21 protein-coding genes are annotated in these 22,033 nt (G+C 59.6%); 19 read left to right on the forward strand and 2 right to left on the reverse strand.

Going from position 1 to position 22,033, the window contains the following annotated elements; genetic code table 11:
- Positions 1-43 precede the first annotated feature (43 nt).
- The 5 genes from pstB to sstT all read left to right on the forward strand — a co-directional run bounded on the left by pstB (position 44) and on the right by sstT (position 4,630).
- Complete coding sequence (gene pstB / locus MTP37_RS00805) at positions 44-811, forward strand: phosphate ABC transporter ATP-binding protein PstB (protein ID WP_005943706.1); 768 nt, start codon at positions 44-46, stop codon at positions 809-811.
- A gap of 14 nt (positions 812-825) precedes the next feature.
- Positions 826-1,494: a phosphate signaling complex protein PhoU gene (gene phoU, locus MTP37_RS00810; RefSeq protein WP_249237774.1), complete on the forward strand. Its 669-nt coding sequence runs from the start codon at positions 826-828 to the stop codon at positions 1,492-1,494.
- A gap of 476 nt (positions 1,495-1,970) precedes the next feature.
- Positions 1,971-2,360: a helix-turn-helix transcriptional regulator gene (locus tag MTP37_RS00815; protein ID WP_249237775.1), complete on the forward strand. Its 390-nt coding sequence runs from the start codon at positions 1,971-1,973 to the stop codon at positions 2,358-2,360.
- Positions 2,361-2,531: 171 nt separating this feature from the next.
- A complete protein-coding gene (locus MTP37_RS00820) occupies positions 2,532-3,035 on the forward strand; it encodes a GNAT family N-acetyltransferase (RefSeq protein ID WP_249237776.1) in 504 nt (167 codons plus the stop codon).
- Positions 3,036-3,382: 347 nt separating this feature from the next.
- Positions 3,383-4,630, forward strand: a complete 1,248-nt coding sequence (sstT, locus tag MTP37_RS00825) for a serine/threonine transporter SstT (RefSeq protein ID WP_371288856.1) — start codon at positions 3,383-3,385, stop codon at positions 4,628-4,630.
- Positions 4,631-4,937: 307 nt separating this feature from the next.
- On the opposite strand, the gene MTP37_RS00830 is transcribed toward sstT, so the two are convergent.
- Positions 4,938-5,474 (reverse strand): ECF transporter S component, encoded by a 537-nt coding sequence (locus MTP37_RS00830; RefSeq protein WP_249237778.1) that lies wholly within the window; start codon positions 5,472-5,474, stop codon positions 4,938-4,940.
- A 468-nt stretch (positions 5,475-5,942) separates the two neighbouring features.
- Here MTP37_RS00830 and MTP37_RS00835 point away from each other — a divergent pair, with 468 nt between their 5' ends.
- Both MTP37_RS00835 and MTP37_RS00840 read left to right on the forward strand, forming a co-directional pair.
- On the forward strand, positions 5,943-6,794 hold the full coding sequence (locus MTP37_RS00835) for a transketolase (protein ID WP_249237779.1): 852 nt from the start codon (positions 5,943-5,945) through the stop codon (positions 6,792-6,794).
- Between the two features lies 1 nt (position 6,795).
- On the forward strand, positions 6,796-7,743 hold the full coding sequence (locus tag MTP37_RS00840; RefSeq protein ID WP_249237780.1) for a transketolase family protein: 948 nt from the start codon (positions 6,796-6,798) through the stop codon (positions 7,741-7,743).
- 78 nt (positions 7,744-7,821) lie between these two features.
- On the opposite strand, the gene MTP37_RS00845 is transcribed toward MTP37_RS00840, so the two are convergent.
- Complete coding sequence (locus MTP37_RS00845) at positions 7,822-8,712, reverse strand: LysR family transcriptional regulator (protein ID WP_249237781.1); 891 nt, start codon at positions 8,710-8,712, stop codon at positions 7,822-7,824.
- Between the two features lie 202 nt (positions 8,713-8,914).
- On the opposite strand from MTP37_RS00845, the gene MTP37_RS00850 reads away from it, so the two are divergent.
- The 12 genes from MTP37_RS00850 to MTP37_RS00905 all read left to right on the forward strand — a co-directional run bounded on the left by MTP37_RS00850 (position 8,915) and on the right by MTP37_RS00905 (position 21,993).
- A complete protein-coding gene (locus tag MTP37_RS00850) occupies positions 8,915-10,978 on the forward strand; it encodes an FAD-binding protein (RefSeq protein WP_249237782.1) in 2,064 nt (687 codons plus the stop codon).
- A 169-nt stretch (positions 10,979-11,147) separates the two neighbouring features.
- A complete protein-coding gene (gene trxA, locus MTP37_RS00855) occupies positions 11,148-11,456 on the forward strand; it encodes a thioredoxin (RefSeq protein WP_249237783.1) in 309 nt (102 codons plus the stop codon).
- Between the two features lie 289 nt (positions 11,457-11,745).
- Entirely contained in the window at positions 11,746-13,344 is a 1,599-nt protein-coding gene (gene hisG / locus MTP37_RS00860; protein ID WP_249237784.1) for an ATP phosphoribosyltransferase, read from the forward strand.
- Positions 13,341-14,618 (forward strand): histidinol dehydrogenase, encoded by a 1,278-nt coding sequence (gene hisD / locus MTP37_RS00865; RefSeq protein WP_249237785.1) that lies wholly within the window; start codon positions 13,341-13,343, stop codon positions 14,616-14,618. Before hisG ends, hisD begins: the two co-directional genes overlap by 4 nt.
- A gap of 181 nt (positions 14,619-14,799) precedes the next feature.
- Positions 14,800-15,861, forward strand: coding sequence for a histidinol-phosphate transaminase (gene hisC / locus MTP37_RS00870; RefSeq protein ID WP_249237786.1), 1,062 nt, complete (start codon positions 14,800-14,802; stop codon positions 15,859-15,861).
- A 3-nt stretch (positions 15,862-15,864) separates the two neighbouring features.
- Positions 15,865-16,461, forward strand: coding sequence for an imidazoleglycerol-phosphate dehydratase HisB (gene hisB / locus MTP37_RS00875; RefSeq protein WP_249237787.1), 597 nt, complete (start codon positions 15,865-15,867; stop codon positions 16,459-16,461).
- Positions 16,458-17,066 carry an imidazole glycerol phosphate synthase subunit HisH gene (gene hisH / locus MTP37_RS00880; RefSeq protein WP_249237788.1) on the forward strand — a complete coding sequence of 203 codons (609 nt, stop codon included), beginning with the start codon at positions 16,458-16,460 and terminating at the stop codon, positions 17,064-17,066. Before hisB ends, hisH begins: the two co-directional genes overlap by 4 nt.
- A 194-nt stretch (positions 17,067-17,260) precedes the next feature.
- Complete coding sequence (gene hisA / locus MTP37_RS00885; protein ID WP_249237789.1) at positions 17,261-17,980, forward strand: 1-(5-phosphoribosyl)-5-[(5-phosphoribosylamino)methylideneamino]imidazole-4-carboxamide isomerase; 720 nt, start codon at positions 17,261-17,263, stop codon at positions 17,978-17,980.
- 16 nt (positions 17,981-17,996) lie between these two features.
- Positions 17,997-18,752, forward strand: a complete 756-nt coding sequence (hisF, locus tag MTP37_RS00890) for an imidazole glycerol phosphate synthase subunit HisF (RefSeq protein WP_154260055.1) — start codon at positions 17,997-17,999, stop codon at positions 18,750-18,752.
- 139 nt (positions 18,753-18,891) lie between these two features.
- Positions 18,892-19,527, forward strand: coding sequence for a bifunctional phosphoribosyl-AMP cyclohydrolase/phosphoribosyl-ATP diphosphatase HisIE (gene hisIE / locus MTP37_RS00895; RefSeq protein WP_249237790.1), 636 nt, complete (start codon positions 18,892-18,894; stop codon positions 19,525-19,527).
- Between the two features lie 7 nt (positions 19,528-19,534).
- Positions 19,535-20,359 carry a histidinol-phosphatase HisJ family protein gene (locus MTP37_RS00900; RefSeq protein ID WP_249237791.1) on the forward strand — a complete coding sequence of 275 codons (825 nt, stop codon included), beginning with the start codon at positions 19,535-19,537 and terminating at the stop codon, positions 20,357-20,359.
- Between the two features lie 263 nt (positions 20,360-20,622).
- The gene (locus tag MTP37_RS00905) at positions 20,623-21,993 is read left to right on the forward strand and encodes an MATE family efflux transporter (protein ID WP_249237792.1); all 1,371 of its coding nucleotides are present in this window, start codon (positions 20,623-20,625) and stop codon (positions 21,991-21,993) included.
- The last annotated feature ends 40 nt before the right edge of the window (positions 21,994-22,033 follow it).

Here is a 22,033-nt window from a genome sequence, read left to right on the forward strand (position 1 = left end):
ACGTGACGGCTCCGAATAAGGGGGTCATAATATGAGGTACTCTATGGAAAACACGAATGTGCCGGTGATATCGGCAAAAGACCTGAACCTCTGGTACGGCGACTTCAAGGCGCTGAAAGGCATTTCGCTGGATGTGGGCGAGCGGGAGATCACCGCTCTCATCGGCCCTTCCGGCTGCGGCAAATCCACCTTTCTGAAAACCCTCAACCGCATGAACGACCTTGTGCCGAATGTGCGCATTGAGGGCGATGTGCGGCTGAAGGGCGAGGACATCTTTGCCCGGGAAATGCAGCTCACCGACCTGCGCCGCCGGGTGGGCATGGTCTTCCAGAAGGCCAATCCCTTCCCCATGAGCATTTACGACAATATCACCTACGGCCCCAAGCTGCACGGTGTGCGCAATAAGGCTGAGCTGGACGAGCTGGTGGAAAGCTCGCTGCGGGGCGCGGCCCTGTGGGACGAGGTGAAGGACCGCCTGAAAAAGAGCGCGCTGGGCCTTTCCGGCGGACAGCAGCAGCGTCTGTGCATCGCCCGTGCACTGGCGGTGAAGCCCGAAGTGCTGCTGATGGACGAGCCCACCAGCGCACTGGATCCCGGCTCCACCATGAAGGTGGAGGAGCTGATGAGTGAGCTGAAGAAGAACTACACGGTGGTCATCGTTACCCACAACATGCAGCAGGCGGCCCGTATCAGCGACCGCACCGCCTTTTTCCTGCTGGGCGAGCTGGTGGAAGTGGGCCCCACGGCCCAGATCTTCAGCGCACCGCAGGATAAACGCACCGAGGACTACATTTCCGGTCGGTTCGGTTAAAGGAGGAAACAGCTATGAGTATCCGTAAACAGTACGACACCGATCTGGAATCGCTGAAAGAATCGCTGACCGAAATGGGCCGCAACTCTGCCGATGCCGTGGAGAACGTTCTGGAAGCGCTCTGCGTTGCTGATGCCGATGCAGCTGCGGCCATCGTGAAGGGGGATGCCCGCATCAACAATATGGAGCGGGATATCGAGCACCGCTGCATGACGTTGCTGCTGCGTCAGCAGCCGGTGGCGGGCGACCTGCGCCGCATCTCCACGGCCATGAAGGTGGTCACGGATATTGAGCGTATCGGCGACCATGCCGCCGACATCGCCGAGATCATCCCCCACCTTGTCACCGTCCGCAAAGAGGGCGACCCGGCGGTAAGTCAGGCCATTGCCATGGGCAAAAAGGCTCACCAGATGATCCTGGATGCCCTCGATGCCCTGACGGCAGAGGACGAGCTGGCGGCGCGCAAGGTCATTGCCGCAGACGACGCGGTGGACTACGATTTCAACGCCATCAAGCATCAGCTGGCGCAGGAGATCGCCGAAGACCCCGGAAAGGTGGATGCAGCGCTGGATCTGCTGATGGTCATCAAGTATCTGGAACGCATCGGCGACCACGCCGTGAATGTGGCCGAGTGGGTGCAGTTCGTGCGCACCGGCCGTTATAAGGACGAGAGCATGTTCTGATGATAAACGGGCTCGCCCTCTCAGTCTCGCGCCGCTCGACAGCTGTTCCTCTCTTTGTCACCTGCGGTGACATTTCTCCCCGGCTCGGGGAGAATCTGTCCTCAAAGGGGGAGCCCTTGGCAAAACCGTGAACTTTGCGTGTACTGCCAAAGCCTCTCCCTTTGGGAGAGGTGGCAGCGAATGAAATGAGCTGACGGAGAGGGCGAGGATGCTGACCGATAACCGCATTTCCCTTCCTCATTTTTGAGGGTTCGTGTTTTCTTTATTTCTCCTGAAAAAGGCCGTTTCTGCCCTGTGCAGAGGCGGTCTTTTTCTGCAGGACGAAAATTGACTAAAAATTTTTTAGCTTTCTGCAATATTCCGGTGCGTCGGTTCGTATCTGAGGTGTAGGGCGGCAGGAGCCGCCATTCCCTGTGCGGCGGGCGTCCGACATCCCCCAATCCCCGCCCGCCGCACCCTTTACGGAGGAAACGCAGATGACACAGACGAATCCTATCCTGCCGGAAGTCAGGGCCGGAACGGTCAGCCGCGAAGCGCTGGTGCAGGCGGCACTGAAAGAGATCACCCAGAACTACCGGGAAGCCAGCCTTTCCAACGTGGCGCGGGAGTATGGCGTTTCGCTGGCATACGTCAGCGAGTGCGTGCGTGCCGAGACCGGCCGCACCTATAAGGAATTGCTGCAAAAGCACCGTATGGAGACCGCTGCCCGCCTGCTGCGCCGCAGCGACATGAACATCCAGCAGATCATTTCTCTGGTGGGCTACGAGAACACCAGCTATTTCTACCGCCTGTTCCACGAGCGCTACGGCCTCAGCCCCCGGGAATACCGGCTGGTGCGCACGGGCCATACCCGCACCAGTGCATGAACCACAGCCTGACCAGACAAAACAGGGCACAGCAGACGCCGTGCCCTGTTTTGTTGTTTCGGAACGTTTTATGGCAGATCGATGCAAAAAACTGGATTTTTATGGAAAAATGGAGTACAATAGAACCATTCTAGCCGCATCGGTGCGGCGCTGTCGAAAGAGGTGGAATGAATGTTTCGTGGAGCAGTGAGAGGGGATCTGCCCCAGATCCTGAAGATCTACGCCCATGCACGTGCAGTCATGAAGGCATCGGGCAACCCGACCCAGTGGGGGGATGATTTCCCGCCGCAGGAATTGCTGGAGGAGGATATCGACTCGAACCGGTTGTTCCTCTATGTGGTCAACGGCCAGATCGAGGCCGTGTTTGCCTTTATTCTGGGGGCGGATCCCACCTACGCCGTCATTGAGGACGGTCAGTGGCTGGACGATACCCTGCCCTATGGCACGGTGCATCGTTTGGCATCGGCCGGCAAACAGAAGGGCGTGGGCAAGGCCGTGCTGGACTGGAGTCTGGAGCACTGCCAGAGCCTGCGTGCGGACACCCATGCCGATAACAAGATCATGCAGCATTTGCTGGAAAAGAACGGCTTTACCCGCTGCGGCGTCATCCATGTGCGGGACGGCTCGCCCCGCTTTGCCTACCAGAAGCTTGCGCCCACCCAGCCGCTGCGCTGAAAACAGAATACACCCCCAAAGAGCCCCGGTCTGCGGATGCAGAGCCTGCCATGCAGGACTGCGCACGCAGGCTTTTTTGTTTGCCCCCGCTCGCTCCGCCCTGCGCTGCTCGACGGTGACGGAGAGAACGAAGCCGCGAACGGCCAAATCTGTCCTTGCTACAAATACAGATCAACAGAAAAACCCCCTGGGGACCGACCTGAACGCAAATTTGTGAACGAAAAATGTCTGAAAACGCTTTCATTTCTCTGCCGTGTGTGCTATAATAACACCCGTCCTCGTGTAAGAGACAGGAAACTGTGCGCTGCTGGCGCACAATAGGAAAGAGGAGTGTCTATATGAAAACGTTGAACAAGGCAGTTGCCCGCTACAACGGCATCAGCCTGATCGTTCGCATCCTGATCGGTCTGATCATTGGTGCGGTGCTGGCTCTGGTGGCCCCCGGTGCAGGCTGGGTGGGTGAACTGGGCAGCCTGTTCGTTGGCGCACTGAAGGGCATTGCCCCGGTGCTGGTGTTTGTGATCGTGGCAAGTGCTCTGGCACAGGGCTCTTCCAAGCTGGACCGCCGCTTCGGCACGGTCATCTGGCTGTACATGCTCACCACCTTTCTGGCTGCGGCCATCGCAGTGGCGACCAGCTTTATGTTCCCGGTCACGGTCGTGCTGGCAGACGCTGCCCAGTCGGACGTGGTGCCGCAGGGTCTGGGCGAAGTGATGGGCACTCTGCTCACCAACTTTGTGGCAAACCCCGTCAGCGCCATCATGAGCGGCAACTACATCGGCATCCTGTTCTGGGCCTGCATGTTCGGCGTGGCCATGAAGAAGATCGGCTCTGACACCACCAAGACCTTTATGGCAAACACCGCCGATGCGGTCTCCCAGATCGTGCGCTGGATCATCAATCTGGCTCCCTTCGGCATCATGGGTCTGGTCTACACCAACGTTTCCGGCAACGGCCTTGCCATCTTTACCCAGTACGGCAAGCTGCTGGCCCTGCTGGTGGGCACTATGCTGTTCATGGCCCTCATCGTCTCCCCCTTCATCATGTTTATCTATTTGGGCTGCAACCCCTATCCGCTGGTGTTCCGCTGCCTGCGTGAGTCCGGCCTGACCGCCTTCTTCACCCGCAGCTCCGCCGCCAACATCCCCGTGAACATGGCCCTGTGCGAAAAGCTGGGTCTGGACAAGGATATGTACTCCGTCTCCATCCCGCTGGGTGCTACCATCAACATGGACGGTGCCGCCATCACCATCACCATCATGACGCTGGCCGCTGCCAACACCTTGGGCATTCAGGTGTCTCTGCCTGCAGCCATCGTGCTGAGCGCCATGAGCGCTCTGGGTGCCTGCGGTGCTTCCGGCGTGGCCGGCGGTTCTCTGCTGCTGATCCCCATGGCCTGCTCCCTGTTCGGCATTTCCAACGATGTCGCCATGCAGATGGTAGGCGTCGGCTTCATCATCGGCGTGGTGCAGGACTCTGTGGAGACTGCCCTGAATTCTGCCGGTGACGTGGAGTTCGCTGCTACGGCAGAATACCATCAGTGGCGCAAGCAGGGCAAGCCCCTGCCGGAGTTCCTGACCGGTAAGAAGAACTGAAAAATTTAAAAATATAGAAAAGGGCTGTTGCCAAACTCCTTCCGACATCGCTTACGCGATGCCACCTCCCTCAATGAGGGAGGCTTCACAGCTTACCGTCATGTCAGGCTCCCTCCGTGAGGGAGCTGGCGCGGCGAAGCCGTGACTGAGGGAGTTCTTGGCAACAGCCCTTTTTGACCCTCTCAGTCAACGCCGTTGGCGTTGCCAGCTCCCCCGAAAGGGGGAGCTTTTTCGTGTTTTCCGTAAGAAGCAAAAAACCTCTCCCTTTCGGGAGAGGTGGCACAGCGTCAGCTGTGACGGAGAGGGTTCAGTCTATAAACTTTGCTTTTTGCAGTGCCACAAGGATCAGCGGGATGAGCACCAGCTGTGCCACAATGCCCGGCACGGCGGTGAGCAGCGCGCCGGACAAAAACGCGCTGAACAGGAAGGACGAGCCGGTCAGGCCCGCCAGCACAAAGCGGACGGCACCCCACACCAGACGTCCCGCCACCATGGCGGTGACGAGAGAAGCGTACATCATGGGAACGGTGTGCTTCACCTTGCGCCAGAGCACGCCGGACACAAGGCCGTAAGCGGCCAGCTCAAAGGCCATGGAGATGGCGATGGGGAACATGGGCGGCATGCCGAACAGCACCGACCGCACCAGCGGAGCAATAAAGCCCACGGCAAGGCCCCATGGACCGCCCAGCACAAAGCCGCACAGCAGAATGGGAAAGTGCATCGGGCACAGCATGTTGCCCACCTGCGGCACATGGCCGGTGATCATGGGCAGCACAAAGGCCAGTGCAAGGAACAGTGCAGCCAGCACAAGGCTGCGGGTGGTGGAACGGGGGTTGGTTTTCATAAAAAAGCTTCCTCCTTTTGCCAGATAAAAAAGGGGCCTGCCCGGCTTGCAAGCCAAAGGCAGACCCCTTCGTGGCGTCTGTAAAAAAATAAGATGGCAAGGCCTGGACCGGCCCGCCGCGCCGCGCACATGCACAACGCGCAGATGGAGCAGATGCTCCGCACAAATGGAAAAAACAGGCTTCTGCCTGCGCATCCGGCTTCCTGCCGGAATCTGTGAAAAATATAGCAGATGCCTCTGGCTTTGTCAAGATACGGCAAAAAGCCTGCAATTTAACCAAAAAGCGGCAAATTTCCATGAATATTTCCCCGCGTATGTACATTTTGCATGAAGAAGCTTGACCTTTTTGCATAGAATAGCTAATATAAAATTGAAAAAGAGCGCGCTGCGGGCAGCAGGACTGCACCGGCGCTGACGAAAGGCTTTTTTGAACATGTGCAAATCTGAGGTTCATACGGGAGGACCATCATGACAAATGCAGAAAAACTTACTCTGGCCAAGCACGCCTGCCACATCCGCATGGGCGTGATCGAGGGCACGCACAGCGCAAAGTGCGGCCATCCGGGCGGCAGTCTGGATATCGCCGAGCTGCTGAGCTACCTCTATTTCGTGGAAATGAACGTTGACCCGAAGGACCCCAAGATGGCCGACCGCGACCGTCTGGTGCTGTCCAAGGGCCATGCTGCACCGGCACTGTATGCAGCGCTGGCAGAGCGCGGCTATTTCCCGGTGGAAGACCTCAAGACCCTGCGTAAGATCGGCAGCTATCTGCAGGGCCACCCCAACATGAACGAGACCCCGGGCGTGGATATGTCCACCGGCAGTCTGGGTCAGGGCATCTCTGCCGCCTGCGGCATGGCACTGGGCGCCAAGCACGCCGGCAAGCCCATCAACGTCTACACCATCGTGGGCGACGGCGAGGTGGAAGAGGGCGAGTGCTGGGAAGCCTTTATGTTTGCCGCACACTACGGCCTTTCCAACCTGTGCGTTGTGCTGGACCGCAACCATCTGCAGATCGACGGCACCACCGAGACCGTGATGAACAGCGCCCCGCTGGAAGAGAAGCTGAAGGCCTTCAACTTCAATGTCGTCACTATCGACGGCCACGACTACGACCAGATCGAAGCCGCCATGCAGGCGTTCCATGCAGAGACTGCAAAGCCCACCTGCATCATCATGGACACCATAAAGGGCAAGGGCGTTTCCTATATGACCAACTCTGTGGACTGGCACGGCAAGGGCCCCAACGATGACGAGTACAAGATCGCAATTGAGGAACTGAACGCCGCATACGCCGCGCTGGAGCAGGAGGAAAACTAAGATGGCAGATGTGAAGAAGATCGCTACCCGTGAAAGCTACGGCAACACCCTGAAGGAGCTGGCCGCAGAGGGCCACGAGGATCTGGTGGTGCTGGACGCAGACCTTGCCGCTGCCACCAAGACCGGCATGTTCCGCAAGGCTTACCCGGACCGTCACTTTAACTGCGGCATTGCCGAGGGCAACATGATGGGCGTGGCTGCAGGCCTGTCCACCATGGGCTATGTGCCCTTTGTTTCCAGCTTTGCTATGTTCGCCGCCGGCCGCGCCTTCGAGCAGGTGCGCAACTCCATCGGCTACCCCCACCTGAACGTGAAGATCGGTGCCACCCACGGCGGTATCTCGGTGGGCGAGGACGGCGCTTCCCATCAGTGCTGCGAGGACTTTGCCCTCATGCGCAGCATCCCCGGCATGACCGTGATCTGCCCGGCGGATGATGTGGAGGCCCGCGCCGCTGTGCGTGCCGCCTACGAAATGGAAGGCCCCGTCTATCTGCGCTTTGGTCGTCTGGCCGTTCCGGTGTTCCACGACGCCGAAAACTATCACTTTGAGATCGGCAAGGGCGAGCAGATCACCGAGGGCAGCGACATTGCCATCATCGCCACCGGCCTGATGGTCAACGAAGCCCGCATGGCTGCGGAGCAGCTGGCTGCTGAGGGCATCCACGCCCGGGTCATCAACATCCACACCATCAAGCCTCTGGATGAGGAGATCGTCCTCAAGGCGGCAAAGGAGTGCGGCAAGATCATCACCGCCGAGGAGCACAACGTCATCGGCGGTCTGGGCGAGGCCGTCTGCGCCGTGCTGAGCGAAAAGCTGCCCACTCCGGTGCGCCGCGTGGGCGTGCAGGACGTGTTCGGCTGCTCCGGCCCGGCATGGGATCTGCTGAAGTTCTACGGTCTGGATGCTGCCACCATCTGCAAGACTGCCCACGAAATGCTGGGCAAATAAAACTGTCCGGAATATTATAAGAGCTGAAGGGCTGCTGCACGTTCGTTCAAAACGAGGTGCAGCAGCCCCTTTTTGCGTTCATTCTTCGCCCAGCAGCTTTGCACGGCTGGCGTATACAGCGGTAAATACCTCCCGCAGCCGTTGGATCTCGGGGCGCGGGTCGTCCCGCAGGGTCAGCAGACAGGTGTCCGGCAACGGCAGCTGCAGCGGCAGGTACCATGCCGCCGGAAAGGCTGGGTATTTCATCGGGCACAAAAACATGCCGCGCCCGGCAAGCAGATCGTTGTAAACACACTCGTAGTTTTCCACCATGTGCCAGCTTGGTGCGGAAAACGGCAGGCCGGGCTGAACAACGGCAAGATCCACCATTTCCTGATACAGCGGCTCATAAAACAGCTGCTGCCCGGCAAGATCGGCCAGCGTCAGAGCGCTGCGCCCTGTGAGCGGGTGCTCCGGCGATACGATCAGGTAAAAGGTGTTGTGCAGGATGGGGATGCGCTCGATCTCCGGCTGCAGCGGCCCAAAGGGCAGATAGAGGGCTGCGTCTGCCTCGCTGCAAAGCATTTCGTGGGGGTTGCGTGACACGGGCCGAGTGTCCACCGCAAACTCATACCCCGGCAGCGCGGCGTGCAGCCGTGCCATCAGGATGGGATAAATGGGGTCCCGCTGCAGCAGCACCGGCGGCAGGCGCAGGGTCAGCGTGCGCCGCCGGGCAAAGCCCTTCAGTGCGGTGCGGGCGTTCAGGATGCTGCGATAGATCCCCTCCGCCTGCGGCACAAAGGCCCGGCCTGCTTCGGTCAGCGCCACGCGGGTGGTGCTGCGCTCAAACAGGGCCAGATCAAGCTCCTTTTCCAGACTGCGGATCTGGTAGCTGAGAGCGGGCTGGGTGCAGTACAGCTCCCGGGCGGCTATGGTAAAATTCAGGGTCCGGCTCACGGTGAGAAAACACAGCAGCTGGTGGTCGTTCATCCGAAAAAAGCTCCTTTCTGTGCAGGGAAAGATCCGTCTGCTCTCAGTATAGCATGGAGGGAGCCAGTTATAAACACTTTTTATTGGCATGGCAAAATTTTTTTGTTTCCCTTTTACTTCGTTATATTTTATACTAAGTGCAGCGCGGGAAAAACTCCCGCAGAGACGAAGAGAAATTGATGAGAAGAAAGAGGAAATCCAGATGGAAAAGATCTCCCGCAAAGGCTTTTTGAAGGTCGCCGCCGCTGCCGCCATGAGCGGCGTCACCGCTGGTGCGCTGGCTGCCTGCAACTCCGCAGCTTCTTCCAGCACCGCCGCTTCCGGTGATGCCATCTACACAGCCGGTACCTACACCGGCACGGCCACCGGCATCGGTGAGGTGAAGGTGACCATGACCTTCAGCGAGACCGCCATCACCGAGGTGGTCATCGATGCTTCCAACGAGACCGAGAGCATCGGCGGCGTAGCTGCGCCCACCCTGCAGGAGGCCATCATGGCCGCACAGGGCACCGAGATCGACAACATCTCCGGTGCTACCGTCACCACCAATGCCGTCAAGAAGGCGGCTGCCAGCTGCATCGAGCAGGCCATGGGCGTCAAGGCAGACGGCGCAGACAGCTCCGCTGCCGCTTCGGAGAACGACTGGCTGGGCACCGAGCCGGAGATCGACGAGAGCAAGGTCACCAAGACGGTGGACGTGGATGTGGCCGTGGTGGGCTGCGGCGTTGCCGGTGTGGCAGCCGTGCGCAGCATCGCCGAGGACGGCGGCAAGGTGGCAGCCTTTGAAAAGGCTGACGGTCCCCAGTGCCGCAGCGGCGAGTATGCCGTCATCAACGGCAATGTGCAGGCCAAGTGGGGCCGCAACACCTGGACCCGTGAGCAGATCGACGAGATCGTGGACTCTCACATGGTGGAAAGCACCTACCGCTGCAAGCGCTCCATTATGAGCAAGTGGGCCCACAACATCGGTGATGCCTTTGACTGGTGGGTGGAAGCAAACCCGGATCTGTACTACGCCGAGACCACCCGCAGCGCCATCCCCGACGAGAACGCAAACAACTTCCTGATCCCCATTTTCTACCCGCTGCCCGAGAACTACGACTGGAAGCAGGAGCGCTTCCCCTGCTACCCCACCTCTGTGGAGTTCCTGCCCAACCAGTCCGTCACCGTCAATGCCAACATGCAGAAGGCCGTTGACACCGGCAACGTGGAAACCTTCTACGGCTGCTTTGTGGAAAAGCTCATTATGGAGGACGGCCGCTGCGTGGGCCTGTATGCCCGCGATGCTGCCACCGGCGAGTACATCAAGTGCAACGCCGCCAAGGGCGTCATCCTGTCCACCGGCGATTACTCCCAGAACACCAAGATGCTGCAGCATTTCTGCCCCGAGGTCATTGAGAACAACATCCAGTGCCTGTTCACCAATGTGGACGTGGAGGGCAGCTTCACCAATCAGGGTGACGGCATCCAGCTGGGCATGTGGGCAGGCGCTCAGGTGCAGCAGAGCCACGCACCCATGATCCACCATATGGGCGGCGGTGCCGACCTGTCCGGTGTGGGCGTCATGGGCAACGCAGGCTTTTTGAATCTGGATCTGAACGGCAAGCGCTTCATGAACGAGGACCTGCCCGGCCAGCAGCTGGAAAACCAGATCGAGCTGCAGAAGAACCGCGAGAGCTGGCAGATCTTCGACTCCAACTGGCCCCAGCAGCTGCCCTACATGCCCGCAGCCCACGGCGGTGCCTGCTACTACGAGGACTACGCCAGCGAGGCAGAGGGCCCCAAGAACAACACCACTTACCGCAACTACAAGAGCCCCTATCAGCTGGAGGCTGCCGTGGCCGATGGCCGCGCTGTCAAGGCCGACACGCTGGAAGAGCTGGTGGCAAAGATCTACCCGGATGACACCGCTGCCCAGCAGACCGCTCTGGAGTCCATCCAGCGCTACAACCAGCTGGCCAAGGACGGCTACGACGAGGACTTCCACAAGCCCGCATCCCGCATGTGGGCGCTGGAGAACGGCCCCTTCTACGCCGACAAGTTCACCACCGCCCTGCTGCTGGTCTGTATCGGCGGTCTGGAGAGCGACGAGAACTGCCACACCTTCGATGCCGACCGCAACGTGATCCCCGGCCTGTATGTGGCAGGCAACGTGCAGGGCAACCGCTTTGCCACCGAGTACCCCATCGGCCTGAAGGGCGTTAGCCACTCCATGGCCATGTACTACGGCTATGTTGCCGGCAAGAACGCCATGCAGGAAGTCTGAGCCTGACAGCACAATAACATAACCATTCCCCGCCCGGAGCAGTATTCTTTCTTCCTGCTCCGGGCTTTTTTGCGCCCCAATGTGACCCGGTTACGGAAAAGCCCCGGCATTTGGGGTATACTGATGCCATAAGAACAACCACGAACGAACCCTTTCAGGAGGTAGAAATATGGCAGTTGTTACGATCACGAAGGAAAATTTTGAGCAGGAGGTGCTGCAGAGCACAAAGCCCGTCCTGCTGGACTTCTGGGCCAGCTGGTGCGGCCCCTGCCGGATGCTCAGCCCCATCGTGGACGAGGTGGCCGAGGAGCGCACCGATGTGAAGGTGGGCAAGGTGAACGTGGACGAACAGCCGGAGCTGGCCGGGGAGTTCGGCGTCATGAGCATCCCCACCCTGCTGGTGTTTGAGCAGGGCAAGCTGGTGCGTCAGGCCGTGGGTGCCCGCCCGAAGGCCGGTGTGCTGGACCTGCTGGGATGAAATTTGCCTGAAAAGGAGCTGCTGCATTCGGTGCGGCGGCTCCTTTTTTCCTGCGCTCTGTACAAACGCACAGAAAAATCATGTCATAAAACAGAAAACACTGGCACTTTCCTACTTTACAACTTTATCTGGATAAAGTAAAATAACAATAGAACCAATTCCGTATGGAAAAGGCGCGGAGGTGCCGCGCAAAGGATCGCCGGGCAGTGGGGCCCGGCGGATGAGATAGAGGAGTCGAAAAGTGCCGGAGAACGCCGGCGATGGATGTAAGAAACAGGGGGAACCGACGATGGAATTCAGCCTTGCAAACCTGCAGCCCAAGGAGCGCGCCTCCTTTGCGCTGCGCGCCTTGTACGAAGCGGCGGGCTGCCGCAAGTACCACATGGGCCGCTTTGAGGAGTACGGCCTGTATCAGGAGAACCGCAGCTTCCTCTCGTCCGAGCAGGTCATCACCTTCACCGATCTGGATGGCCGTCTGCTGGCCCTCAAGCCGGACGTGACCCTCTCCATTGCCAAGACGGCGCAGCCCGCCCCCGGCGAGACCCTGCGCTACTACTACCACGAGAACGTCTACCGCCCTTCCGCCGAGAGCCACACCTTTAAAGAGATCAGCCAGATGGGCCTTGAGATGCTGGGCGCGGTGGGCGAAGCACAGGTGCAGCAGGCGGTGTGTCTGGCGGCGCGGTCGCTGGATGCGCTGGGGGCCGAGTGGGTGCTGGAAGTGAGCCACATGGGCTACCTGTTCGGCTTGTTCGAGGCGCTGGGCGTGCCGGATGCCGCCCGCGCAAAGCTGCTGGAAAAGCTGCGGGAGAAAAACGCCCATGAGCTGCGGGCCGCAGCCGGAGCAGCCGGTCTTGCCGATGCCGCCGCCGACATCCTGTGCAGTGTGCTGAGCCTCTGCGGCAGCTATGCCGATACCCTTGCAAAGGCCGCTGCCCTGTGCCGCAATGACGCCATGCGCGCGGCGGTGGCCGAGCTGGAAGCGCTGGCTGTGCCGCTGGAAAAGGCGGGCGGCGTCATCCGGCTGGACATGACGCTGGCCGGTGAGATGGAATACTACAACGGCCTTGTGTTTCAGGGCTATCTGAAAGCCCTGCCCCGCCCCCTGCTCAAGGGCGGCCGCTACGACCTGCTGATGCAGAAGTTCACCCCCGGGGCCGGGGCCATCGGCTTTGCGGTCTATCTGGACGAGCTGGACCGCCTGAGCGCCCCGCTGCCGCCGGTGCAGAAGAACAGCACCGACAGGGTGATGCTGAATGTGGCCCTGCCCAAGGGCCGCCTGGGCGATAAGGTGTATGATCTGCTGGCGGGCATCGGCTACGGCTGCCCGGAGGACTACAACGCCACCCGCAAGCTGGTGGTGGAAAACCCGGAGGCCGGCATCCGCTACTTCCTTGTTAAGCCCAGCGATGTTGCCATCTATGTGGAGCACGGCGCCGCCGATGTGGGCATCGTGGGCAAGGATATCCTCACAGAGGCTTCTGCCGATGTGTACGAGCTGCTGGACACCGGCCTTGGCAAATGCCGCATGTGCGTTGCCGCCCCGGCCGATTACCAAGACGACCCCAGCCGCCCGGTGCGGGTGGCCACCAAATTCGTCAGCATCGCAAAGAGCTATTACGCATCCATGGGGCGGGACATCGATATCATCAAGCTGAACGGCTCCATTGAGCTGGCCCCCATTCTGGGCCTTTCGGACGTCATCGTGGATATCGTGGAGACCGGCACCACCCTGCGGGAGAACGGCCTGAAGGTGGTCACCGAGTTCATGCCCATCTCGGCCCGGTTCATTGCCAACAAGGCCAGCTACCAGTTCAAGCACGCCGAAATGGACACCATGCTGGAAAAGCTGCGGGCGGAACTGCAGAACAAGGAGGAAGCAAAATGATCAAGCTGTATAACTTTGACGAGCTCAGGCCCGAAGAAATTTTGAACCGCGACATCCGCGCGGAAAAGAACGTGGAGGATGTGGTGGACGGCATCATTGCCGATGTGCGCGCCCGGGGCGATGAAGCCCTGAAGGATTATGCGCTGAAATTTGACGGCGCGAAGATCGATGCCCTGCAGGTGACGCAGGAGGAGATCGACGAGGCCTTTGCGGGCATGGATCCCTACTTCCTCGAGACCCTGCGCGAAGCCGCTGCCAACATCGAGAGCTTCCACCGCCAGCAGGTGCACAAGAATTTTGTGGTGAACGACAAGCCCGGCATCGTGCTGGGCCAGAAATATACCCCCATTGAGAAGGCCGGTGTCTATGTGCCCGGCGGCACGGCGGCCTATCCCTCCACCGTGCTCATGGACGTGATCCCGGCAAAGGTGGCGGGCGTGTCCGAGATCGTCATGACCACCCCCGCCGGCAAGGACGGCAGGGTGAACCCGGTCATCCTTGCCGCCGCTGCTACCGCAGGCGTGACCAGAATCTTCAAGACCGGCGGCGCACAGGCTGTGGCGGCTCTCGCCTACGGCACCCAGAGCATCCCCGCGGTGGATAAGATCGTTGGCCCCGGCAACATCTACGTTGCCACTGCCAAGCGCAAGGTGTTCGGCAAGGTGGGCATCGATATGATCGCCGGCCCCAGCGAAATTCTGGTGCTGGCCGACGGCGGCTGCAACCCCGCATGGGTGGCGGCAGACCTGCTGAGCCAGGCCGAGCACGACAAACTGGCAAGCCCGGTCCTCGTCACCGACAGCCCGGAGCTGGCCAAGGCCGTGCAGGCGGAGCTGGAGGTGCAGATCCCGCAGCTGCCCCGTGCCGCCATCGCCCGCGCCAGCGTGGACGACAACGGCAAGATCATCCTCTGCACCGACCTGCACAAGGCCATTGAGGCCTGCAACATCATTGCACCGGAACATCTGGAAGTGTGCGTGGAGGACCCCTTCGGCGTGCTGAACGAGATCAAAAACGCAGGCAGCATCTTCCTTGGCCGCAACGTGCCGGAAGCGCTGGGCGATTACTTTGCAGGCCCCAACCACACCCTGCCCACCAGCGGCACCGCCCGCTTCTCCAGCCCCTTGGGCGTAGACGACTTTGTAAAGAAGTCCAGCTTCCTCTACTACACCCGGGAAGCGCTGGGCGAAGTAGCCCCCCGCATCGCCGATTTTGCCGAGCGCGAGGGCCTGCACGCCCACGCCCGCAGCGTGACCATCCGATACGAGAAATAAAGGCGGCTCGCCCTCTCAGTCAAATCCTTTGGATTTGCCAGCTCTCCCAAAGGGAGAGCCCTTGGCAGTCCACACAAAGTTTTCGGTTTCGCCAGAGGCTCTCCCTTTGGGAGAGCTGGACGCGAAGCGGCCTGAGAGGGCAAGGCCGTTCACCATAACAGAATAAGCCGGAGGAACCATTATGAGTCGTTTTCTTTCTCCCACGCTGGCCGCTGTCACCCCCTACACCCCGGGTGAGCAGCCGCAGGATCAGCAGTACATCAAACTGAACACCAACGAAAGCCCCTATCTGCCCTCCCCGGCGGTGATCGCCGCCGTGAGCGAGCACGAGGTGGAAAAGCTGCGCCTTTACTCCGACCCCGCCTGTGCCGACCTGCTCAAGGCGGCCGCAGCCCATTTCGGTTTGCAGCCGGAGCAGATCATGCCCGGCAACGGCAGCGACGAGAACCTTTTCTTTGCGCTGCGTGCCTTCTGCGACGCAGACCACCCGCTGGCCTATGCCGACATTACCTACGGCTGCTACGGCGTGTGGTGCGGACTGATGCACATTCCCAGCCACATCATCCCGCTGAAAGAGGATTTCACCCTTGACCCGAAGGACTACTACGGCCTGAACCAGACCATCGTCCTTGCAAACCCCAACGCACCCACCGGCATTGCACTGCCCCGGGCGGAAATTGAGGGCATCCTGAAAGCGAACCCGAACAATGTGGTCATCGTGGACGAGGCCTATGTGGACTTTGGCGGCGAGAGCTGCGTGCCCCTCATCGACCAGTACGAGAACCTGCTGGTGGTGCAGACCTTTTCCAAGTCCCGGCAGCTGGCCGGTGCGCGGCTGGGGCTTGCCATGGGCAATGCAAAGCTCATTGCCGACCTGAACCGGGTCAAGTTCAGCCTGAACCCCTACAACATCAACCGCCTGACCCTGAAGGCCGGGCAGGCCGCGCTGGAAGACACCGCTTATTTTGACAGGACCCGCGCCGCCATCGTGGACACCCGCGCATGGACAAAACAGCAGCTGGAACAGCGCGGCTTTGCCGTGCTGGACAGCCGCTCCAACTTCCTGTTTGCGAGTACCGACCGGAAAGACGGCGGAACACTCTACAAAGAGTTGAAGAAAAACGGCATTCTGGTGCGCCACTTCGACGCGCCCCGCATCCAGAACTGGCTGCGCATCACCATTGGCACATCGGAACAGATGAAGATATTCGTGAACACACTGGATAAGATCATGGAGGAATGAACCATGCCGAACCGAATGATCTCGCTGGAACGCAACACCAATGAGACCCAGATCGACCTGACCCTTGATCTGGACGGCACCGGCCGCTACGAGGTGGACACCGGGTGCGGCTTTTTGAACCACATGCTGGAACTGTTCGCCCGCCATGGCCGTTTTGACTTAGTGCTCACCTGCCACGGCGATGTGCAGGTGGACTACCACCACACCACCGAGGATGTGGGCATTGCGCTGGGTCAGGCCTTTGCACGGGCACTGGGCGATATGCGCGGCATCCAGCGCTACGGCAGCTTCTACCTGCCCATGGACGAAGCGCTGATTTTGTGCGCCGTCGATCTTTCGGGCCGCTGCACCCTGAACTGGGACGTCCATTGCAGAACCGAAAAGGTGGGCGATTTTGACGTGGAGTGCGCGAAGGAATTCTGGCTGGGCTTTGCCCGCAGCGTGCCTGCCACTGTCCACTTTGTACAATTTGCGGGAGAAAATACCCACCACATCCTCGAGGCCTGCTTCAAGGGCGCAGGCCATGCACTGGGCGCGGCCGTGAAGATCGACGAAGCTCACAAGGACGAGATCCCTTCCACGAAAGGACTGCTGGTATGATCGCAATTATCGATTACGGCGTGGGCAACCTGTTCAGCCTGAAGTCCAGCCTGAAGCAGCTGGGGCTGGAAGCCGGTGTGACTGCGGACGCGGACACCATCCGCAAAGCCGACCGGCTCATCCTGCCGGGTGTGGGCGCTTTTGCCGACGCCATGGCAAAGCTGGAGGCAACAGGTCTTGTGCCGGTCATGAAAGAAGAAGCCGAAAAGAAGCCGCTGCTGGGCATCTGCCTCGGGATGCAGCTGCTGTTTGAAAAGAGCTACGAGTACGGTGAGCATGAAGGCCTTGGCTTTGTGAAGGGCGAGGTCTGCCCGCTGGAGCCCGACCTTGCGGACAAGAGCCTGAAGGTGCCGCAGATCGGCTGGAACGCCTTGCACATTGTAAAGGACGACCCTCTGTTCAAGTACATCCGTGAGGGCGAATACGTCTATTACGTCCACAGTTACTACGGCAAGAAATGTACGGAGAGTACACTGGCTGTGAGCGATTATTCCATTCCGGTCACCGGTGCGGTGCGGGCAGGCAGGGTGTACGGCACCCAGTTCCACCCGGAAAAGAGCGGCGACACCGGACTGCGGATCTTGAAGGCGTTTTCTGAATTGTGAGGCGGCTTGCCCTCTCAGTCAAAACCTGACGGTTTTGCCAGCTCCCAAAGTGGGAGTCTTTGGCAGAGCAAGATGATTTTAAATGCCCTCCGCTTGCGCTCTGGGCATATTCAGCGGAAAACTATTTTTAATTTCGCGTTTGTCGCGGCCTGCGGGCCGCTCCAAACGCATTTTCACGAGAGGGGTCATAATGTATGCAGCTATTTCCAGCCATTGACCTGCGGGGCGGCAAAGTGGTGCGTCTGACGCAGGGCGATTACGACCGCATGACCGTCTATGGTGAGGACCCCTGCGCACAGGCGCGGGAGTTCCTTGCAGCGGGGGCCAAAAATCTGCACGTCGTCGATCTGGACGGCGCAAAGGACGGCACCCTTTCCAACTACGATACCATTGCCGCGCTGGCAAAGCAGGGCGGTTTGTACATTGAGGTGGGCGGCGGCATCCGCACCGAGGAACGCATTGAAACATACCTCTCCCTCGGCGTGGGCCGCTGCATTCTGGGCAGCGTGGCGGTGACGGATTTTGACTTTACCGCTCGGATGCTGCAGAAATACGGCGATAAAATTGCCGTGGGTGTGGACGCCAAGGACGGCTATGTGGCCATCCATGGCTGGAAGGAGGTAAGCCGGGAGCCGGGCGTGGACTTCTGCAGGCGTCTGGCCGACGCCGGATGCACCGCCATCATCTACACGGACATTGCCTGCGACGGTGCCATGAAGGGCACCAATCTGGGCCTGTACCGCCAGCTGGCAGAGGAAGTGCCCGGCGTAGCCTTTACGGCCAGCGGCGGCATCTCGTCCGAAGCAGAGCTTCTGGAACTGAAAAAAATGGGCACTGCCGCTGCCATTTTGGGCAAGAGTCTGTACACCGGCGCACTGGACCTTGCGCGCTGCGTGCAGCTGGTGCAGGAGTGAACGGAGGGGGAACGACATGATCACCAAACGCATTATTCCCTGTCTTGATGTGCGCAATGGCCGCGTGGTCAAGGGCACGAACTTTGAAGGCATCCGGGATGTGGCCGACCCGGTGGAAATGGCCCGCATGTACAACGCTGCCGGTGCCGACGAGCTGGTGTTCTACGATATCACCGCCAGCTTTGAGGGCCGGGCACTGTTTACGGATATCCTGACCCGCGTCGCCAGCGAAATTTTTATCCCGCTCACGGTGGGCGGCGGCATCAATACGCTGGAAGACTTCGACCGGGTGCTCAAGTGCGGTGCGGACAAGGTCAGCGTCAACTCGGGCGCATTGAAGGATCCCGGCCTTATCCCGGCGGCGGCACAGCGCTACGGCAACCAGTGTGTGGTGCTTTCTGCCGATGTAAAGCGGGTGGACGGCCAGTTCCGGGTGTTCGCCAAGGGCGGGCGCGAGGATACCGGCCGGGATGCACTGGACTGGATCAGCTGGTGCGTGGACCACGGCGCGGGCGAGATCTGCCTGAACAGCATCGATACCGACGGCGTGCGCAGCGGCTTCGACCTTGAGATGCTGGATGCAGTTGCGGCGCGGGTGAACGTGCCCATCATTGCCAGCGGCGGCGCAGGCAAAAAGGAAGACTTTCTGGAGCTGTTCCACCACAAGGGCATCGATGCAGGTCTTGCCGCGGGCATCTTCCACCAGAAGCTGCTGACCATCCGGGATCTGAAGGAATACCTCAACGCAAACGGCGTGGAGATGCGGCTGTAACGCCGGGGTATTTCTCCCCGGCGCGGGGAAAAGCCGTAACGCGAAACTGGATTTCCGCAAAAACAACCCGCAAACTCTTGCGTTTGCGCACCGAATACGCTAAACTAGTAATATCCCCATCCGGGGAGGGAGAACCGTTATGAATCTGAAATTTGATGAAAAGGGCCTGATCCCTGCCATCGTGCAGGACCACTACACCAAAGAGGTGCTCACCCTCGCATACATGAACGCCGAGACGCTGGCACTCACCATCGCCGAGGGCCGCACTGTGTTCTGGAGCCGCAGCCGTCAGGAGATCTGGCGCAAGGGCGAGACCAGCGGCAATGTGCAGCGGGTGGTGTCCATCACCGCCGACTGCGACGCAGATGCTCTGGTGGTGGAAGTGGTCAAATCCGGCCCTGCCTGCCACACTGGCGCCGAGAGCTGCTTCTTCAACGAAGTATACGTCTCGCCGGAGCTGAAGCAGTTCAGCTGGCAGGGCCTGTACGAGCTCATCAAGGGCCGCAAGACCGATCCGCAGGAGGGCAGCTATACCACCTACCTGTTTGAGAAGGGCAAGGAGAAGATCCTGAAAAAGGTGGGCGAAGAGTGCACCGAGGTCATTATTGCGGGCGAAAAAGAGGATAAGGAAGAAACCGTTTACGAGATCAGCGATCTTGCCTACCATGTTCTGGTGCTGATGGTCAGCGCCGGCATCACGGTGGAGGATGTGACCCGTGAACTGGAAAAACGTCACGTCATTGACCACAAGGTCAAACAGGAAAGGATGCAGTGAATTATCTATGGCAGATTATAAGAAGTCCAGTGTCCATTGCCACTCCACCATGTGCGATGGCAAAAATACCTTACAGGATATGGCAAGTGCTGCATGTGCGCAGGGCTTGACCACGCTGGGCTTCACCGGCCATAGCTACACCCAGCGCGACCGCGAATACTGCATGAGCCCCAGCCGTACCGCCCAGTACAAGGCCACCATCGCAAAGCTCAAGGCCGAATACAGGGGCAAGGTGGATATCCTGTGCGGCATCGAGTGGGACATCCTGAGCGAGGACAAGCGCACCGGCTACGATTACTGGATCGGCAGCGCACACCACCTGTACGGCAAGAACACCGGCAAGTATTATGAGATCGACTTCCGTCCGCAGGACCTGTGGGACTGCATCAACGACGACTTTGACGCAGATCCGCTGGCCGCAGTGGAAGCCTACTTTGCCGAGGTGGAAAAGGTGGCTGCCCTCAAGCCGGATATTCTGGCCCACATCGACCTGATCAAGAAGCTGAATGCCAACGGCGAGTTCTTCGACGAAGAGTCGCCCCGCTACAAGGCCGCTGCCCTCAAGGCCCTGCAGGCCGCAAAGGCGAACGACTGCCTGCTGGAAGTGAACACCGGCAGTGTGTACCGCGGCTACCGCAAGGACTTCTACCCCGGCCCGTGGCTGCTGGGCGAGTGGCAGAAGATGGGCGGCAAGGTCATCATCACCTCGGACTCTCACGACATTAACAGCCTGACCTTCGGCTTTGACGAAGCTGCCGCCGCCATCAAGGCAGCAGGTTTTACCAGTGTGCAGGTGCTCACTGGTAACGGTTTTGAGACGCAGGAGCTGTAATTTTATGGCACGGACTCCTTCCGTCACCTTCGGTGACACCTCCCTCTGAGAGGGAGGCATTGGCAAAACCAGAAACTTTACCGTCATGCCAAAGGCTCTCCCTTTGGGAGAGCTGTCGAGCGAATGCGAGACTGAGAGGGCGAGCCCGCAAAAAGATCGATCATCTGCAATGCCTTTTCCTGTTTTTTATAAATCGGGAAGGGATTGCAGATGTTTTGTTTTGTGTACAGATATCTTAAAAGTTATAATTTTGGAGGAACCCTATGACCCACGCGCAGCCCCAAAAGAAAAGTTTATGGAACATGAATGTGGACCTGATGCACGGGCCTATTTTTAAAAGCCTGCTGCTCTTCATGCTGCCCATTCTGGTTTCCAATCTGTTCCAGCAGCTCTACAACACGGTGGATACCATGATCGTGGGCAATGTGCTGGGCGACACGGCCCTTGCCGCCATTGGCTCCTGCGGCTCCATCTACGAGCTTCTGGTGGGTTTTGGCATCGGCATCGGCAACGGCCTTGCCATCGTTGCGGCGCGCTCCTACGGCGCACAGGACGAAGACCTGCTCAAGCGCACCGTGACCGGCTCCATCGTCATTGGGCTGATCGCATCGCTGGTCATCACGGCGGCGGGCTTTTTCGGGCTGCGTCCCCTGCTGCAGCTGCTGGACACCCCGGCAGAGATCCTGGAAGAAGCCTACAGCTACATCATCGTCATTGATCTTGGCGTGATCGTCATGTTCCTGTACAACCTGTGCGCCGGTCTGCTGCGCGCCATCGGCAACAGCGTGATGCCGCTGGTGTTCCTGCTCATCAGCTCGGCGCTGAACGTGGGGCTGGATCTGTGGTTCATTGCGGGTGTTGGCATGGGCGTGCGGGGCGCAGCGGTAGCAACGGTCATTGCACAGGGCATTTCGGTGGTGCTGTGCATCCTATATGTGCTGGCAAAGGTGCGCATCCTCATCCCGGAGAAAAAGCACCTTGCCGTGGGCTCCCACCTCTATTGGGAGCTGTTCAGCCAGAGCATTTCCATGGGCCTGATGAGCAGCATCGTCTCGGCGGGCTCTGTGGTGCTGCAGTACGGCATCAACGGTCTGGGCACCCTGACCATCGCAGGCCACACCGCCGCCCGTAAGCTGTTCGCCTTTACGGATATGCCGCTGATCTCCATGGCGAATGCAGGCTCTACCTTCGTCTCCCAGAACCGCGGCGCAAACCAGCCCGACCGTGTGCGCAGGGGAATGCGGCAGATGTATCTGTATTCCGTGGTGGTGACGATCGCGGCGGTCTTCCTGATGAAGTTTGGCGCGGAATGGATGGTGCGGCTCATCTCCGGCTCCACGGAGCCCATCGTGCTGGAAAACGGTGCGCGGTACCTGCTGTGGAACGCACCGTTCTATGCGGTGCTGGGGGTGCTGCTGTGCACCCGCTACGCGCTGCAGAGCCTTGGCCAGAAGGTCCTGCCGCTGTTCTCCAGCGTGATCGAGCTGGTGGGCAAGGTGATCTTTGTGCTGGTGTTCATCCCGAAATTCCAGTACAATGCGGTCATTCTGTGCGAGCCCATCATCTGGTGCTTCATGGCGCTGTATCTGGTGCTGGTGTATCTGCACGAGCCCTTTGTGTTCCCGAAAAAATAACCCTCTCAGTCATCGCTGCGCGATGCCAGCTCTCCCGAAA

The sequence above is a fragment of the Faecalibacterium sp. HTF-F genome, assembly GCF_023347535.1.
GTDB lineage: Bacteria > Bacillota > Clostridia > Oscillospirales > Ruminococcaceae > Faecalibacterium > Faecalibacterium wellingii.